The sequence below is a fragment of the Pigmentiphaga litoralis genome, from assembly GCF_014651835.1.
GTDB classification, from domain to species: Bacteria; Pseudomonadota; Gammaproteobacteria; order Burkholderiales; family Burkholderiaceae_B; genus Pigmentiphaga; species Pigmentiphaga litoralis.
Window position 1 is genome coordinate 56655 of the sequence record NZ_BMXQ01000003.1, and the last position, 15310, is coordinate 71964.

The 15310-nt window shown below is 66.3% G+C and carries 16 protein-coding genes; 2 read left to right on the forward strand and 14 right to left on the reverse strand.

The window, feature by feature from the left end:
- Positions 1–41: 41 nt before the first annotated feature.
- Together IE116_RS23270 and IE116_RS23275 are read right to left on the reverse strand one after the other, a co-directional pair.
- Entirely contained in the window at positions 42–1331 is a 1290-nt protein-coding gene (locus IE116_RS23270; RefSeq protein WP_189616003.1) for an NCS2 family permease, read from the reverse strand.
- A gap of 174 nt (positions 1332–1505) precedes the next feature.
- Positions 1506–1841, reverse strand: a complete 336-nt coding sequence (locus tag IE116_RS23275) for a BON domain-containing protein (RefSeq protein WP_189616005.1) — start codon at positions 1839–1841, stop codon at positions 1506–1508.
- 139 nt (positions 1842–1980) lie between these two features.
- On the opposite strand from IE116_RS23275, the gene IE116_RS23280 reads away from it, so the two are divergent.
- Positions 1981–2838 (forward strand): 23S rRNA (adenine(2030)-N(6))-methyltransferase RlmJ, encoded by an 858-nt coding sequence (locus IE116_RS23280; RefSeq protein ID WP_189616006.1) that lies wholly within the window; start codon positions 1981–1983, stop codon positions 2836–2838.
- A gap of 104 nt (positions 2839–2942) precedes the next feature.
- Here IE116_RS23280 and IE116_RS23285 read toward each other — a convergent pair whose 3' ends face one another.
- Positions 2943–3956, reverse strand: coding sequence for a Bug family tripartite tricarboxylate transporter substrate binding protein (locus IE116_RS23285; RefSeq protein WP_189616008.1), 1014 nt, complete (start codon positions 3954–3956; stop codon positions 2943–2945).
- An 81-nt stretch (positions 3957–4037) separates the two neighbouring features.
- A complete protein-coding gene (locus tag IE116_RS23290; RefSeq protein WP_189616011.1) occupies positions 4038–4487 on the reverse strand; it encodes a carboxymuconolactone decarboxylase family protein in 450 nt (149 codons plus the stop codon).
- A 120-nt stretch (positions 4488–4607) separates the two neighbouring features.
- On the opposite strand from IE116_RS23290, the gene IE116_RS23295 reads away from it, so the two are divergent.
- Positions 4608–5276, forward strand: coding sequence for a GntR family transcriptional regulator (locus IE116_RS23295; protein ID WP_189616013.1), 669 nt, complete (start codon positions 4608–4610; stop codon positions 5274–5276).
- A gap of 23 nt (positions 5277–5299) precedes the next feature.
- Here IE116_RS23295 and IE116_RS23300 read toward each other — a convergent pair whose 3' ends face one another.
- From IE116_RS23300 to IE116_RS23345, 10 genes are all read right to left on the reverse strand, one after another.
- A complete protein-coding gene (locus IE116_RS23300; protein ID WP_189616015.1) occupies positions 5300–7228 on the reverse strand; it encodes a hybrid sensor histidine kinase/response regulator in 1929 nt (642 codons plus the stop codon).
- Complete coding sequence (locus IE116_RS23305; protein WP_189616016.1) at positions 7225–9012, reverse strand: ATP-binding response regulator; 1788 nt, start codon at positions 9010–9012, stop codon at positions 7225–7227. The genes IE116_RS23300 and IE116_RS23305 overlap by 4 nt, the downstream gene beginning before the upstream one ends.
- 23 nt (positions 9013–9035) lie before the next feature.
- Positions 9036–10040 (reverse strand): ATP-binding SpoIIE family protein phosphatase, encoded by a 1005-nt coding sequence (locus tag IE116_RS23310; RefSeq protein ID WP_189616018.1) that lies wholly within the window; start codon positions 10038–10040, stop codon positions 9036–9038.
- Positions 10041–10053: 13 nt separating this feature from the next.
- Positions 10054–10470 (reverse strand): anti-sigma regulatory factor, encoded by a 417-nt coding sequence (locus IE116_RS23315; RefSeq protein ID WP_373303093.1) that lies wholly within the window; start codon positions 10468–10470, stop codon positions 10054–10056.
- The gene (locus IE116_RS23320) at positions 10467–10835 is read right to left on the reverse strand and encodes an STAS domain-containing protein (RefSeq protein ID WP_189616019.1); all 369 of its coding nucleotides are present in this window, start codon (positions 10833–10835) and stop codon (positions 10467–10469) included. Before IE116_RS23320 ends, IE116_RS23315 begins: the two co-directional genes overlap by 4 nt.
- Before the next feature lie 3 nt (positions 10836–10838).
- On the reverse strand, positions 10839–11690 hold the full coding sequence (locus IE116_RS23325) for an STAS domain-containing protein (RefSeq protein ID WP_373303094.1): 852 nt from the start codon (positions 11688–11690) through the stop codon (positions 10839–10841).
- Between the two features lie 169 nt (positions 11691–11859).
- Positions 11860–12537: a glycosyltransferase family 2 protein gene (locus IE116_RS23330; RefSeq protein ID WP_189616023.1), complete on the reverse strand. Its 678-nt coding sequence runs from the start codon at positions 12535–12537 to the stop codon at positions 11860–11862.
- Entirely contained in the window at positions 12534–13133 is a 600-nt protein-coding gene (locus tag IE116_RS23335) for a class I SAM-dependent methyltransferase (protein ID WP_189616024.1), read from the reverse strand. The genes IE116_RS23330 and IE116_RS23335 overlap by 4 nt, the downstream gene beginning before the upstream one ends.
- Before the next feature lie 10 nt (positions 13134–13143).
- A complete protein-coding gene (locus IE116_RS23340; protein ID WP_189616026.1) occupies positions 13144–13905 on the reverse strand; it encodes a PIG-L deacetylase family protein in 762 nt (253 codons plus the stop codon).
- Positions 13893–14960 carry an acyl-CoA dehydrogenase family protein gene (locus tag IE116_RS23345; protein WP_189616028.1) on the reverse strand — a complete coding sequence of 356 codons (1068 nt, stop codon included), beginning with the start codon at positions 14958–14960 and terminating at the stop codon, positions 13893–13895. Before IE116_RS23345 ends, IE116_RS23340 begins: the two co-directional genes overlap by 13 nt.
- Between the last annotated feature and the right edge of the window lie 350 nt (positions 14961–15310).

Sequence of the window (15310 nt, forward strand, 5' to 3'; positions counted from 1 at the left end):
GCCTGGGCCACGCTCGCTGGCGCGGCCCGCATTGCGTCAGATCATTCGGTGAAGAACGCGAAGCGGATCAGGAAGAGGATGGCCACCACCCACGTTGCCGGGTGGATCTGGCGGATGCGGCCCGTGAAGGCCTTCAGCACCACATAGCTGATGAAACCGAAGGCCAGGCCGGTGGCGATCGAGTAGGTGAAGGGCATGGCCAGGGTGGTCAGCGCGGCCGGTACGGCCTCGGTCACGTCTTCCCAGTCCACGTCGATCAGTTCCCGCATCATCAGGCCGGCCACGTACAGCAGCGCGGGCGCGGTGGCGTAGGCAGGGATGGACCCGGCCAGCGGCGCGATGAACAGGGCGGCCAGGAACAGGATGCCGACCACCAGCGCGGTCAGGCCCGTGCGGCCACCGGCCTGCACGCCCGACGCGCTTTCAACGAAGGCCGTGGTGCTGCTGGTGCCGAGCAGGGAACCGGCCGTGATGGCGGTGCTGTCCGCAAACAAGGCGCGGCCAATCCGGTTCTTGGAACCTTCGAGCAGACCGGCCCGCTTGGCCACGCCCATCAGGGTGCCGGTGGCGTCGAACACTTCCACCAGCACGAAGACCAGGATCACCTGCAGGAAACCCGCGTGCAGCACGCCCAGGATGTCCAGTTGCAGGAAGGTAGGCGCAAGGCTGGGCGGCGTCGAGAGAATGCCATTGAAGGTATTGATGCCCAGCAGCATGCTGACCACCGTGACCACCAGGATCCCGATCAGGATCGCGCCGCGAACCTTGAGCGCATCCAGCACGGCGATCACGAAAAAGCCCAGCACGGCCAGCAGGGCCTGCGGCGAATGCAGGTCGCCCAGGCCGATCATGGTGGCCGGATTCTTGACGATGATGCCCGCGCTGCTCAAGGCGATGATGGCCAGGAACAATCCAATACCGGCCGCGATGGCGCTGCGCAAGGACGGCGCAATGCCCGCAATGAGCCAGCTGCGTATCCCGGTGACCGTCAGCAACAGGAAGATGCAGCCGGAGATGAACACGGCGCCCAGCGCCTGCTGCCACGTATAGCCCAGGGCGGCCACGACGGTAAAGGCAAAGAAGGCATTCAGGCCCATGCCCGGCGCCATGCCGATCGGGTAGTTCGCCACCAGCGCCATGACGATCGACCCGATGGCCGCGGCCAGGCAGGTCGCGACAAAGATCGCATCACGATCCATGCCCGTGGTGGACAGGATCTGCGGGTTGACGAAAATGATGTACGACATCGTCAGGAACGTCGTGATCCCGGCGATCACTTCGGTCTTCACGGTCGTCCCGTGCTCACTTAACTTGAATAGGCGCTCGAACATGGTGGCTGTCCTGGTCGGTGGGTGCAACCTGAATAGTAGGTGTGCAAGCGCTGACTTGAAAACAAAAGCGCCCCGACCTATCGGGGCGCTGTGGTGTGTTTGCCGTGACTATGGCGCAGGCAGGGATTGCATGCTAAAGCACGCAGGCACCCCTAGGCGCGCAGGCGGGAATCGTTACTTGCGCAGCTGCAAGTTGTTTTTGACGTCGGTCACGCCTTTGATGCCGCGCACCGTACGCAGCGCGGAGTCGATCTGTTCGGTGCTTTCGACTGCGCCCGTCAGGTTCACCACGCCATTCAGCGTTTTCACGCTGATCTGCAGCGACTTGGTCAGCTGTTCCCGCAGCAGCGCGCCTTTGACCTGAGTGGTTATCAGGCTGTCATCGACGACGTCTCCCAACGTACGGTGATGGTCATTGCTCATCGGAGCGGGGGTCTGCGCATGCGTCAATGGGGAAAACACGGCGGCGGCGCTGGCGAGGGCGGCGAAAATCAGATGCTGTCGTTTCATAGGGGGGCTCCTTGTCAGGGTGCAGGGACGGCAGGGGCTGAGTCCCTGCTCAGACCGCCAAGGTAGTGCGCCGGCAAGGTCGCGTCAAAGCCCCGGGTGTAACCCCTAGTACACTGCAAGGTCATCGAACCGGGTCCCTATGTTCAGCTACCGTCACGCCTTTCACGCCGGCAACCACGCCGACGTCCTCAAACATGCCATCGTCGTTTACCTGCTGCGCCATCTTGCGCAAAAGGACGCGCCGTATTGGGTCATCGACACGCATGCCGGGGCGGGCGCCTATGCGCTGGAAGACGAGTGGGCCGAAAAGAATGCCGAATACGAAACCGGCATCGCCAGGATCTGGGAGCGCGACGATCTGCCCGAGATGATCGCCGACTACCTGAAACAGGTGGACGCGTTCAACGAAGACGGCACGCTGCGCTACTACCCTGGATCGCCCTTCATTGCCGCGCAGCTGCTGCGCGAGCGTGACCGGCTGCGGCTGTTCGAACTGCATCCGACCGAGATCGACGTGCTGCGCAAGAACGTCCAGTCGCAAGGCCGGGACGTGGCCCGGCGCACGATGATCTACGCCGCTGATGGCTTCGAGGGCATCAAGGCGCTGCTGCCGCCGCCGACCCGCCGCGGCCTGGTTTTGCTGGATCCGTCGTATGAAGACAAACGCGATTACGCGCGTGTGGTCCAGAGCGTGAAGGACGGACTGGAGCGCTTTGCCACCGGCTGCTATGCCGTGTGGTATCCGCAGGTCGCCCGCAACGAAGCCATTCAGTTGCCCGAACGCCTGGCCAAGCTGCCGGTAAAGAGCTGGGTGCATGCCGCGCTGACCGTGCAGTCGCCGTCGGGCGATGGCCTGGGACTGAATGGCAGCGGCATGTTCATCCTCAACCCGCCGTGGACCCTGGCCGCGGCCCTGAAGGACACCTTGCCCTGGCTGACCGAGGCGCTGGGGCAGGACGACGGGGCCAAGTACACGCTGGAATTCAAGGAAGGCTGACCGGCTGGTTGGCAGGCGCGGGCGCTGCGCGTGGGACGCCGGCCGGTCACGTGTGACGCCGGCCCGCCTGCATCCCGCCGGCCCGTCCCGCATCCCGCCAACCCTTAATCTGCGCGGATGTTCCCCTTCTTCACGATGCCGCCCCACAGCGCGATTTCGCTTCCCACGTAGTCGCCAAACGCTGCGCTGTCCATGAAGTGGATCTGCACGCCCGTGTTGTTCATCACCTCCACCACCGCTGGATCGGCCAGTGCCCTGCGATTGGCTGCGGTCAGCGCGGCAACCACAGCGGGCGGGGTGGCGGCCGGCACGAACATGCCCGCCCAGGTCGCGCACACCACGCTGGGGTAGCCCAATTCGGCAAAGGTCGGCACGTCCGGCAGGGCCGGATGCCGCTGGGCCGCCGCCACCGCCAGGGCGCGGGTCTTGCCGGCTTTCAGGTTGGGCAGGGACACCGTGACCGTGTCGAACATCATCGCGATATTCCCGCCCAGCAAGTCCACCGCGGCCGGCGCGCCGCCCTTGTAGGGCACGTGGGTCATGTCCACACTGGCAGCCTGCTTGAACAGTTCGCCCGCCAGGTGCAGCGACGTACCGTTGCCGGCCGATCCGAAGGTCAGCTTGCCGGGCTCGCGCTGCGCCTGGGCGATCAGGTCGGGCACGCTGCGGATGTCACTGCTGGCGCGCACCACCAGCACATTGGGCACCGAGCCCCAATGCGCGATCGGTGTGAAGTCGCGAACGGCATCGAAGGGCAGGCGCGGAAACAGCGCCGGGTTCACGCCGTGCGTGGCCGACGTGCCGACCAACACCGAATAGCCGGTCGGCGCCGCCTTGGCGATCTGTTCCGCGCCGATGTTGCCGCCGGCACCCGGCTTGTTTTCCACCACGACCTGCTGGCCCAGTTCGCGGCTGAGCGATGCGCCCATGGCGCGCGCCATCTGGTCGATCGCGCCGCCTGCCGCGAAGGGCACGACCATCTGGATTGGCCGGGTCGGAAATGCCTGGGGGGAGGGCGCCTGTGCTTGTGCCTGTGCCTGCGCGGCGCCGTGCACCAGCAGGCCCGTCAGGGCGGCTGCCAGGGCAATACCCGCAACGGACGTTGTGATCGTAGTCATGGTTGTCTCCTGATGACCTTGTGGGCCGCTGGCCCGTGATCGGGCTCTGTGGCGGCAAAAAGCTGCGTCAAGAACGCATCGTCACGCCGGATCGGCCTGCTTGCTTTCGTGTTCGGCAATTGTCGCCAGCAGTTCCGCGCCCCGGTTGGCCGCCGACAGCCCGCGGAACAAGAAGCACAGGCTGACTACGGCCTGCATCTCTTCCCAGCTTGCGCCGGCGCGCCGCGCGGCAATGCCATGCAGCACCACGGCATCGTTCATGTCCATCAACAGCATGCCGAACAGCATCAGCTGCGCCGTTTTCACGTCGAAGCACTTGGGATACATGGCCTGCTCGCGCATCTGCTCCTGCAGATCCAGCAGTTTGGGGTCCAGCGCGCCGGTCACGGCCAGGCGGGCTTCAATGCGCGGCGGAATGAAGCCGATCAGGTCTTTGTAGATATCGCCACGCGCTTCTTGCGAGGTCACCGGATCGGCGTAGGCGCCAATGCGTGATTCCACCAACTGGCGATCGATTCGTTTGGGCAGCATGACAGTCTCCGTCTAGGGTCGATGAGGGATCGGCAGCGATCCGTTGCCCATGGTCAGGTAAATCGATTTTTACGTCAATATCGATTTTCAAGCGGCGTGTTTACGATATCATCGCAAGCCATGAGCGCCTCTCTTACTTCCCGACTGACCCAAACGCTGCGCGACGAGCTGCTGAACGGCGCGTTCAAGCCCGGCCAACCGCTGCGGCTGAACCAGTTGTGCGAACAGTTCGACGTCAGTCTGAGCCCCTTGCGCGAAGCCATGTCCCGCCTGGCCGCCGAGGGCCTGGTGATCGCGCAGGACCAGCGCGGCTACCAGGTCGCGCCCGTGTCCCTGAAGAACCATGAAGAAATCACCGCCTTGCGGGTGATGCTCGAGCCGTGCGCCCTGCGCGCCGCCATGGCGCAGGGGGGCGAGGAATGGGAAGTCGATCTGGTGGCGGCGCATCACCGCCTGCAAATGATCGAAAAGCGGGGCGCGGCAACCGGAGAAGCGCCCGCCGACTGGGAACAGCGGCACCGCGAATTCCACCTGACCCTGATTGGCGCCGGGCAGATGCCGGTGCTGACGCAGTTCTGCGAAAAGCTGCTGGATTTTTCGGATCGGTATCGCCGGATCTTCTTGCGGACGCGGCCGCTGGACCGGAACATTCCCGACGAGCATGACGCCATCCTCAAGGCGGCCCTGGCGCGGGATGCGGACACCGCCTGCGCCCTGCTCACGCAACATATCGAACGCACGGCCGCCAACATCTCGAAGATGCTGACGGCTGATCTGCCCCCAGCCTGAGCCTGGAGCCGACGTTCATCGGTTCAGACCGGCTGCTCCGGCAGATGGTCGATGACCGCTTCCAGGCTGGCCAGGTCGGTCGGCTTGACCAGGTGGAAGTCGATGCCGGCCGACCGCGACTTCAATTTGTCGGCTGCCTGGCCATACCCCGACAGCGCCACCAGCACGGCACGCGATGTGGCGGGTGACGCACGCAGTTCCCGCGCCAGCTGATAGCCGTCCATTAGCGGCAGGCCGATATCCAGGATGATGACCTCGGGTTGCAGGCGCCGCGCGGTTTCCAGGCCACTGACGCCGTCCAGCGCCACGGTCACGATATGCCCGCGCTCGCCCAGCAGCAGCGCCATGCCTTCGGCGGCATCGGCGTTGTCTTCCACGATCAGGATGCGTCGTGACGTAGGGTGCCCGGCAATGGCCGCGGGATCGGTCGACGCGCGGGGGCCGGGCGCGCCCAGGGGCAGGTCCAGCGTGAACACGGACCCGTTGCCCGCGCCACCGCTTTTGGCCGTGATCTGGCCGTCGTGCATGTGCGCCAGCGTCTGGGCCAGCGACAGCCCCAGGCCCAGTCCGCCTTGCGAACGGTCCAGCGACGGATCGGCCTGCATGAACAGGTCGAACACGTGGGGCAGGGTGTCGGCCGCAATGCCAATGCCGTTGTCCCGCACGCTCAGGTGCATGCGGTCGCCATGCTGTTCGGCGGTCAGCGTGATTTCGCCGCCCATGGGCGTGTACTTGGCGGCGTTGTTCAACAGGTTGCCCAGCACCTGTGCCAGCCGCACCGGGTCGGCCGACAGCCACAGTTCGTGCATCGGCATGACGGCGGTGAACGCGTGTTTGCGCTGGTCCATCAGCGGCCGCACCGCTTCGGATGCCGCGCGCACGACGGTCGACAACGCCACCGGCTCGCGCACCAGAGAAATCTTGCCGTGCGTGATGCGGGAGACGTCGAGCAGTTCGTCGACCAGGCGGCTCAGGTGATCGACCTGCCGTGAAATGATCTCGCGCGCCTTCATCTGCACGCCGGTGGCGCTGGGTTCGATCAGGCGCATCAGTTCGACGGCATTGCGGATCGGGGCCAGCGGATTGCGCAGTTCATGCGCCAGCATCGCCAGGAACTCGTCCTTGCGGCGGTCCGCGTCGACCAGCGCCTGCGCGGCGGCCCTGCGGTCGGTGATGTCGTGAGCAACGCCCGTCAGACGGGTGATGGCGCCATCGGCGCCGCGTATCGGAAAGCCGCGGTCATGGATCCAGGCAATCCGGCCATCGGCATGCTGCAGCCGGTATTCCTCGTCATAGCTGCCGGTGGTGCGCGCCACGTCCAGGGCGGTTCGCACCCGTTCGCGATCGTCGGCATGCACGGGGGACCACCACAGGTCGGGATTGGCCAGCACCGCTGCGTCGTCCACGCCCCAGACGCTGCCGATGGCCTTGCTCACGTACACATGTTCGCCCAGCGTCGGCTCGTACACCCAGAACACGTCGCCGATCGCTTCGGCCATCTGGCGGAACCGTTCTTCGCTTTCGCGCAGCGCGGCTTCGGCAGTGCGGTGCGCATCTTCGGCCGCCTTCATGCGCAGCAGCGCGCGGACGTTGGCGATCAGTTCTTCGGGTTCGATGGGCTCGATCAGGTAGCTGTCGGCGCCGCCATCAAAGGCTTTCACGCGGTCGCGGCTCTGCACGGCCGAGGCCGACGTCTGCAGCACGATAATGGATCCGGTGACCGGGTCTTCCTTGATCCGCCGGCACACTTCCATGCCATTGATGTCGGGCAGCATCACGTCGAGCAACATCAGGCTCGGCTGTTCGCGGGCGGCGGCGTCCAGCGCTTCCTGGCCAGTGGCCGCTTCAATGACGCGATAGCCTGCCAGTTTCAGCAGACGCGACTTGGCGTAACGGCCACCTTCGTTGTCGTCGACGTTCAGAATCAGATCATTGCGGGGCGGCGTAGTCATGCCACGGAATCTCCGGAAGCGGACGAGGGCGACGACGGATCCGGGCTGTCCAGCCGCGCCAGCAAGGCCAGCACGTCATGCCGCTCCGCGGGCTTGGACAGATAGGCATCGGCGCCAAGCGCGATCCCCTTGCCCTTGTCCAGATTGTCAGTGGCAATGATCAACAGCGGGTCGGTGTCACCATGCTTGATCTCGGTCAGCAGGCGCCAGGCTTCTTCTTCGGGCGGCACGATTTCCAGCAGCACGGCTGCCACCGGAATCATGGCCAGCATCTTGCGCGCGTCCTGCACGGTGGCGACCGACACGGGCTGATAGCGGGTGCCGCGCACGTAGTCTTCATACAGCAGCCGGGTGGCGGGATCGTCTTCCACGATCAGCACGGTAGGCCGGTCGGGGTCGAGCGCCAGCGCGCGGTCGGTCGACGATGTTTCGTGCAGCGGATCTTCTTCGGCGTAGCGCAGCGGCAGCGTCGCAATGAACACGGAGCCGACGCCCGGCGTGCTCTCGGCCTTCAGGTCGCCGCCCATCAGCTCGGCCAGCTTGCGGCACAGGGGCAGGCCCAGGCCCGTCCCCTTCACGCCGCGTTGCAGGCGGTTTTCGATCTGCGTGAATTCCTCGAAGATCAACGGCAGGTGTTCGGTGGCGATGCCCAGGCCGGTGTCGCGCACGCGAAATTCCATCGCGCGACCGTCAGGCGTCACCTGGGCCGATACCTCGACCTCGCCCCGCTCGGTAAATTTGAGCGCGTTCGAAATCAGGTTGCGCAGGATCTGCGCGATCTTGCCTTCGTCGCTGAACATGACGGGCAGAGCCTCGTCGTGCACGAACAGCAGATCGACCTTGCTCGAAAGCAGGGGACGCATCATGCCGCGCAAGGCGCTGAACACATTGGTTACGTCCACCGGCGCGGCGCGCACGTCGGTCTTGCCTGCTTCGATCTTGGCCAGGTCGAGCAGGTCGTTCACCAGTTCCGACAGGTCCTCCGCCCCGCGCAGGATCAGGCTTACCTGCTTTTCCTGCTCGGGATGCAGATCGCCGTCCACCCGGGCCAGCAGCAGGCGCGACAAAGCCCGTATCGAGCTGAGCGGCGTGCGAAATTCGTGGCTCATGTTGGACAGGAAGCGCGACTTCATGTGGTCGGCGCGGCGCAGGTCTTCGGCCTTTTCGTCGAGCTCGGCATACAGCGCGACAACGCCGCGGTTCGTATCCTCGAGCTCGGCGGTCAGCTGGATCAGCTGCTCCTGCCGCGCCCGCACCTCTTCCAGGGCCTGCAGCAGTTCCTGGTTGTGGCGCTGCACTTCGTCGAAGCTGGTGGCAACCGGGCCCTTGGCTAGCTGGGCGCCCAGCTCGCCCACTTGCGGGCCCGACAGGGCAGGCACGCCCGGCGGCAACAGTTTCTTCAGGGTGATGACGGTGCCGCGTTCGCCGGTATCGACCGAACTCTGGTCCATCAGGCGCATGGCGCCGGTCAGCCCCACGCCCATGCCGGTGGTCGACACATAGCGGCCGTTCAGTACCTGCTGCAGCTGGCCGATGCCTGGACCGTTGTCGGAGATCTTGACGATCAGCACCTGGGGCGGCGTTTCGCCCTCGAGCAGATAATCCACGCGGCCGCCGCCGGCATACGTGAAGGCGTTGCGGGCGACTTCAGAAATGGCCGTCGCCAGCCGCGTCTGGTCCTGCACGCCAAAGTTCAGCAACTCGGCGATCTGCCGGGTTCGCTGACGGGCCAGGACCACGTCCTGTTCCAGGGAAATGCTCAGGGTCAGTATCCGATGACTCATGTCCGTCGCACCACGATCCGTAGTCAGTTGCGCCGCGCGACGAGGACGGTGACGTCGTCGCGCTTGCGCCAATGGGCCTTGCACACCGTCGCGGCAATGACTGCCGGATGACGGGCATCGAGTCCCGGGAAGTCGTTGAGGTTCCATTGCGTCGACAGGCCGTCGCTGTGCATCAGCAGCCAGCTGTCATGCGGCCAGTCTACGTCCAGGGAGCCGACCTTGCGCATGTTGTGCCCGACGATGCCATTATGGGTGACCAATTGCTTGCGCGCGCCCTGGCCGCCGATGAACGCGGCCACGTTGCCGACGCCAGCAAATTGCGCCTGCCCGGTCGACAGGTTCAGCGACAGGATCGACACCGCGGCGCCGCGTGTTGCGCGCAGGGCGCCGTGCGCTTCGTGGATCAGGTCGGCGGCGGGCCAGTTCTCGCGGTTCGGCAGCACGTCGGTGGCCGCCATCGACGCGCGATAGGCCTCGAGGCCGTGGCCCAGGCCGTCGGCGACCATGATCGCGCAGCGCCCGCCCGCCTGCTCGACGCGCCAGTCATCGCCCGACAACGTTTCGCCGGGCAGGGGCAGGCAGACCGCGCCAATCTGCAGCAACTGGTCCGGCACGGCCCGGCCGGGCCACAGCGTCATCCAGAAGGTCGACCCGCAGGCACTGTCGCTGTACCAGTCGAACTGGTCCGACAGCCGCGCGAGCGCGCCCAGTCCGGTGCCGGCGGTGCCGGCTGTGGAATGCCCGTCCGCAAAGCTCAGCGCCGCGTCGGGCAGGCCCGGGCCGTTGTCCACCGCGATCACTTCAATGCCGTCGCCAGCGTCTTCGGACTCGGGATGGGGCAGCGGGCGGATCAGCAACATGCCGCTGCCGGCATGCTTGAGGATGTTGGTGGCCGCCTCGGTCACCACGATCGCCACACGACCCCGGTCGGTTTCGTTCAGGCCAAGACTGCGTGCTATTTCGGTAGCCTGGCGGCGCGCATCGGCCACCTGGCTCACCTCATCGATCGGAAGGGCGACCTGTCGCATTACGGGTTCGACATTACATGCGTTTCCACTTGATGACCGAGACACGCGTGCCCCGGCCCACTTCTGATTCGATCGAAAATTCATCGCACAGGCGTTTGGATCCGCCCAGTCCCATGCCCAGCCCGCCACCGCTGGTGAAGCCGTCCTTCAACGCCAGGTCCAGATCCGGAATGCCGGGGCCCTGGTCGATGAACGACAGCTGGATGCCGCGGCGTCCGGGTTGTTCGGGCAAGGACACGTGGGCTTCGCCCCCGCCGCCGTATTTCAGCGTATTGCGCGCCAGTTCGCTGGCGGCCGTCACGACCTTGGTCTGGTCGGCCAATCCGAACCCGAGCGCGACGACACGCTCGCGCACGTACTTGCGCATGCGGACCACGTCCTCGTCCGTCTGCAATGGCAGCACGGCAAGCACCTCGGTGTCGTTCATCATCCGATCAGGCGATCAAAGTCGCGCGTAAGCAGCGCCATGCCTCGTTCCACATTCAGGGCGGTCTTGACGCCATCGAGCGTCAGGCCCAGTTCCACCAGCGTGATCGCCACCGCCGGCCGCATGCCGACCAGCACGGTGTCGGCATCCAGCACGCGGGCCATGGCCGCCGTGTTGCTGATCATGCGTCCAATGAAGGAGTCCACCACGTCCAGCGCCGAAATGTCGATCAGCACGCCGGACGCGCGGTCGCGCACGATACGGTTCGTCAGGTCGTCCTGCAGGGTCATGGCAAGCCTGTCGTGCATGTCCACCTGGATGGTCACGAGCAGGAACTTGCCCATTTTCAGAATGGGGATGCGTTCCATGGATCAGCGCGCCGCGGCGGTAGGCATGTTGGTCGCGCCGGTGCGCTTCAGGGCGATCACGAAGGCGTCGGCCAGCGTCGCCTTGGTCGTCACGTCGGTCAGGTCCACGCCCAGGTGCACGATGGTCTGCGCAATCTGCGGACGAATGCCGCTGATGATGCAATCGGCGCCCATCAGGCGGGCAGCAGCCACGGTCTTGAGCAAGTGCTGCGCGACCAGGGTGTCGACGGTCGGCACGCCGGTAATGTCGATGATGGCGATCGAGGCGCCGGTTTCGACGATCTTTTCGAGCAGGCTTTCCATCACGACTTGCGTGCGGCCGCTATCGAGCGTGCCGATCAGCGGCAGCGCAAGGATGTTGTCCCACAGCTGGACCACCGGGGTCGACAGTTCCATCAGTTCCTGTTGCTGGCGCACGATCACCTCTTCGCGGCTTTTCTGAAAGACCTCGGTCGTATACAGGCCGAGCTGATCCAGCACGGTGTCGACGGCGCGGTTCTGTTCGGCCAGCGCCTCGGGCGTGGCGCTCAGCGCCTGGCTCAATACGGCAAATACCGGATTCTTCAGGGCAAAGATGAACATGGCGGTTTCAGACGGGCTGAAGCCGGTGCGTGCGCGCGTGTTCGAGATTTCGGTCAGCAGGCCTCGCACTTCGTCCCAGTCGCGGCCTGAAATATCCGCGGTCGCGCTGCGGCCCAGGGCAGCGATCAACGCGCCCAGGAATTGCCGGCACTGATCGCGCAATTGCGGTTCGGCCTGGCGCTTTTGCCGCGCCGATTGCAGCAGACTGGCCACCCAGTTATCGAGAAGGTCGTTGTAATGGACTTCGAGAATCTTGGCGGAAGCGTCTTGCATGGGCATGGGGGTCCTTGGTGCTGCATCGGAAGGTAGAGTCAGGTTGGGGATTCTACGTAACAAAGCTCATCGAATGGGCGAATGTCGTAAGCATTTGCGTACGGCCAACAGGAAGCGGCGCGTTTTCCCGCGGCTTCCTGTTCCCCCTTCCGGCGTTCGAGCCAAAGTCCTAGCCCACGGCCTCCGGCTTCCAGACAGGCGACGCGAGCGACCGCAGGTAGTCGCCAAAGCCGCCGGCCGCGCGCGGATCGGTGCGCGCGCTGGTGGCCACGCGCGGCAGCGCGCTCCACGCAATGCGTGCGCCGCTCGAAACAAGGGCTTCGACCATCGCGACGTCTTCGCTGACGGCGAGGGCGCTGAAGCCGCCCGCGCGCACATAAGCCTGCGTCGAGACGCCAAAGTTCGCGCCATGAACATGCCGGTGGTCGTCGCGGTCCTGATACAGGCCTTCATACCGTTCGCGCACGGCGGGGGTGTGGGCCGACCAGTCGTCCACGCTCACCACACCGCATACGGCATCCGCGCCCAGTCCGACCTGCGCGGCCAGCCAATCGCGCGCGACGACGGTGTCGGCATCGGTAAAGGCCAGCCAGCGTGCGCCGCCCGCGATCAGCTGCGATGCGCCGGTGGCGCGGGCCAGACCCACGTTCCGGGCGTGCACACGCAAGATGCCGACGCCGTGGGCGCGCGCAACGTCTTCGGAATCGTCGGTGCAGCTATCGAGCACGACCACGACGTACACCGCTTCGCCGCGCAGGTCCGGATGCGCAGCTGCGCAGGCCACCGCAGCCAGGCAGGCTGCCAGGTTCTCGCCCTCGTTATGGGCCGGAATCACCACGCCTATCATGTCAGTCCCTCTGCACGGCCAACGGACTGGCCCTGGCGGGTCCAGACATCCAGCACGAAATCGTCTTCCTGGTGATGCACGACACCCGCCAGGCCGGTCTCGGCGGCCAGGGTCTCGTGCACCGCATCGCCGCCATAGGCGCAGCCATCGATCAGGGGGCGCCAGTGGCAGGCCAGCAAGGTCCCGGTGGCGGTCAGCGAGCCAAGGCAGGCCCGCGCCAGGGTCGCCAGCTCGGCGGGGGGCAGGTAGTAGGCCAGTTCACTGATCACGATCAGATCGAATGTCTCATCGGGCCACTCAGCCGGCACACGCATCGTCTCGACACGGGCATGGGGCACGTCTGTCAGCCGTTGTCTTGCCAGCCGCACGGCCGGCGCACTGGCGTCGCAGGCAAGCAGCCGGTGGCAGCGCGGGGCCAGGTCGGCCGCCAATTCGCCGTTGGCGCAACCGGGCTCGAAGATGCTGTCGTAAAAGCTTGCAGGCAGGCAGGCAAGGGTGATGGCGCGCTTGCGCTGTTCGTACCAACGCGTGCGGAATCCCCAGGGGTCATCCGAGGTGGCGAACAGACTGTCGAAGTACGGCGGCGAAAGAGGCATGGCGCTCCGGTCAGACAAAGACGAATTCATGGTCACGCGTCAGGCGGGCCAGCGCCCACGGCGGCAGGACGGCGTGGCCGGGCAGGGTAGGGTCGGCTTCCACCTGCGTGCGGTGGGCGGCGATCGCGCGACGCTTGGCCTCGCGCTGGGCCGGGTCCAGGCGTACCCGGGCCAGCCGGTGCCAGGGCACGCGCGGGTCGCCGGGCTCGGCCCAATGCCACATCCATACCGGCAGCTCGATCAGCGGCAGGCCTGCCCTGGCGCAGCAGTCAGCCGCCGCTCGCCCCGTCGCTTCATGGTCCGGATGACCGTCCAGGCGCCAGGTGGCGAAGACCACGTCGCCGGGACGCAAGACGGCAGTCAGCGCGCGATGCAATGCCGCCTCGGTTCCGGTCACGCCGCCGTCGGGCAGCTGCAGGCCGAGCACCGGCACGCTGGCAAGGCCCATCTCCTGCATCGCTGCCTGGCGTTCGGCGCGACGCGCAGCTTCGAGCGTGGTCGGGGTCCAGCGACGTGAGTTGGTGTGGCTACCGCCCCCATCCGTCACGGCGACCACCACGACGTCCCGGCCGGCATCGGTCCACTGCCGCATCAGCCCGCCGCAGGCCAGCACTTCATCGTCGGGATGGGGAGCAATGACCACCGCGCGGCAGCCATGCGGCAGCAGCGTGGTAGCGTCCACCGCGGTCAGGGCATGCAGGCCGGGCCATGCATCCCAGACGGCTTCGGGAGTGCCCTCGGCGCGAATCTCGCGGTTGCCTACAAGCCCCATGAGTTCTCCGGCGCGTCGAGCTGTGTCCGGGCAAGGGCCGCCAGATCCTGCTCCGCATGACTCTGGCGGATGAAGACGGGCAGGTCGGCTGCCATGCGGGCATAGCGCGGGTCCCGGCAATAGGGCGTTGCGCCCAGCGCGCGGCCGGCATGATCGAGCACCAGGGTGGCGGTGGCTTCGGCGCTGGCACGGACACGCAGGGCAATGGCCATCGCGTCCTGCTTCGGATGCGCGTCGATCCAGGCGGCGGCTTCGCGCAGCAGCGACGCGGTCTGGCCCAACGCAACTTCGATCGCCCCCAGATGGGCAAGGCGAAAGGACAAGGCGGCGGACGCGCCCGATGGCGCTGCGTTGTCCGGCCGATGGGCCGCTGCCGCGCAGGCATGTCGCACGGCATTGGCAATGGCGCAGGCGCCACCGTACCAGCAGGCGGCAATGCCGGCGCCGCCGTGCCAGAATCCCGGGCGGCCCACATACTGTCCGGGCCTGCCGACCCAATGCGCGTCGGCCTGCGCAAAATCGACCTCGACGCTATAGGTGGCTTCCATGCCGACGGCATGCCAGCCCCGGTCGGTCACTGTCACGCCGGGTTGATTCATCGCCACGGCAACCAGCACGGGCTTGCCGTCGGCATTCCAGGCGCTGACCACCGCATGCGTCACGGCAGCCGCGCCCGAGCACCAGGCCTTGGTGCCGGTCAACACCGCGCCGCCATCGGGGCCGGGGCGCGCTTGAACGCGCGCTGTCGGCGGCTCGGCCGACCACGTCGCCCACAGACTGCCCGGCGCAGGATCGGGACCATCCAACTCGGCGAGAATCGCCAGGGCATCGGCATGGCCTTCCACCAATTTGATGGCGGCCAGGTCCCGCTCGGCAACGGCGGCGAACAGGCGCCACCGTGCCAGCGTATTGCCCACGCCGGGCAACGCGATCGCCCCCAGGCCCGCCGACACCAGATCCCGCAACAGGTCGTCCGGGTCGATGGCCGGTGTGCTTCCACCCGTCACTCCGCCGCCGGCTGGCGCCAAGGCTTGCAGCACGTCCTTGATGTCCACGCCAGACGCGCCCGTCGTCGCTCCGGTCCTGGCTAGCAGGGGCAGAGGGGCAGGCAACACAGCGGATGGAACGGAGCGCAGCACGAGGGGCCTTTGCGAAAGGGTACGGACACGACAGACGCACGGCGCCGCGGGGTCGCGCGGTAATGCGATCCCGGTAGCGGCAGGCCGACAGGCTGTTGCTTTACACGCCGGCCTTGAGGGGCCAGCGGGAATGAGGCGTGGACCCAAAGGTCCACGAAGTGATGCGTCCGGCGCCGCATGCCATCCCGTCAGATCGATCGGGGTCATCGCGCGGGCTTGATCGCCGCCGCGCCGGACTTGGGCTTGCTCCCTGCCGGTTGCGCATC

Coding starts and splice junctions, on each gene's coding strand:
- IE116_RS23300 (WP_189616015.1), bottom strand. CDS start 7,228: ATGACTACGCCGCCCCGCAATGATCTGATTCTGAACGTCGACGACAAC.
- IE116_RS23270 (WP_189616003.1), bottom strand. CDS start 1,331: ATGTTCGAGCGCCTATTCAAGTTAAGTGAGCACGGGACGACCGTGAAG.
- IE116_RS23330 (WP_189616023.1), bottom strand. CDS start 12,537: ATGATAGGCGTGGTGATTCCGGCCCATAACGAGGGCGAGAACCTGGCA.
- IE116_RS23285 (WP_189616008.1), bottom strand. CDS start 3,956: ATGACTACGATCACAACGTCCGTTGCGGGTATTGCCCTGGCAGCCGCC.
- IE116_RS23275 (WP_189616005.1), bottom strand. CDS start 1,841: ATGAAACGACAGCATCTGATTTTCGCCGCCCTCGCCAGCGCCGCCGCC.
- IE116_RS23305 (WP_189616016.1), bottom strand. CDS start 9,012: ATGAGTCATCGGATACTGACCCTGAGCATTTCCCTGGAACAGGACGTG.
- IE116_RS23310 (WP_189616018.1), bottom strand. CDS start 10,040: ATGCGACAGGTCGCCCTTCCGATCGATGAGGTGAGCCAGGTGGCCGAT.
- IE116_RS23290 (WP_189616011.1), bottom strand. CDS start 4,487: ATGCTGCCCAAACGAATCGATCGCCAGTTGGTGGAATCACGCATTGGC.
- IE116_RS23280 (WP_189616006.1), top strand. CDS start 1,981: ATGTTCAGCTACCGTCACGCCTTTCACGCCGGCAACCACGCCGACGTC.
- IE116_RS23335 (WP_189616024.1), bottom strand. CDS start 13,133: ATGCCTCTTTCGCCGCCGTACTTCGACAGTCTGTTCGCCACCTCGGAT.
- IE116_RS23295 (WP_189616013.1), top strand. CDS start 4,608: ATGAGCGCCTCTCTTACTTCCCGACTGACCCAAACGCTGCGCGACGAG.
- IE116_RS23320 (WP_189616019.1), bottom strand. CDS start 10,835: ATGGAACGCATCCCCATTCTGAAAATGGGCAAGTTCCTGCTCGTGACC.
- IE116_RS23325 (WP_373303094.1), bottom strand. CDS start 11,690: ATGCAAGACGCTTCCGCCAAGATTCTCGAAGTCCATTACAACGACCTT.
- IE116_RS23340 (WP_189616026.1), bottom strand. CDS start 13,905: ATGGGGCTTGTAGGCAACCGCGAGATTCGCGCCGAGGGCACTCCCGAA.
- IE116_RS23315 (WP_373303093.1), bottom strand. CDS start 10,470: ATGATGAACGACACCGAGGTGCTTGCCGTGCTGCCATTGCAGACGGAC.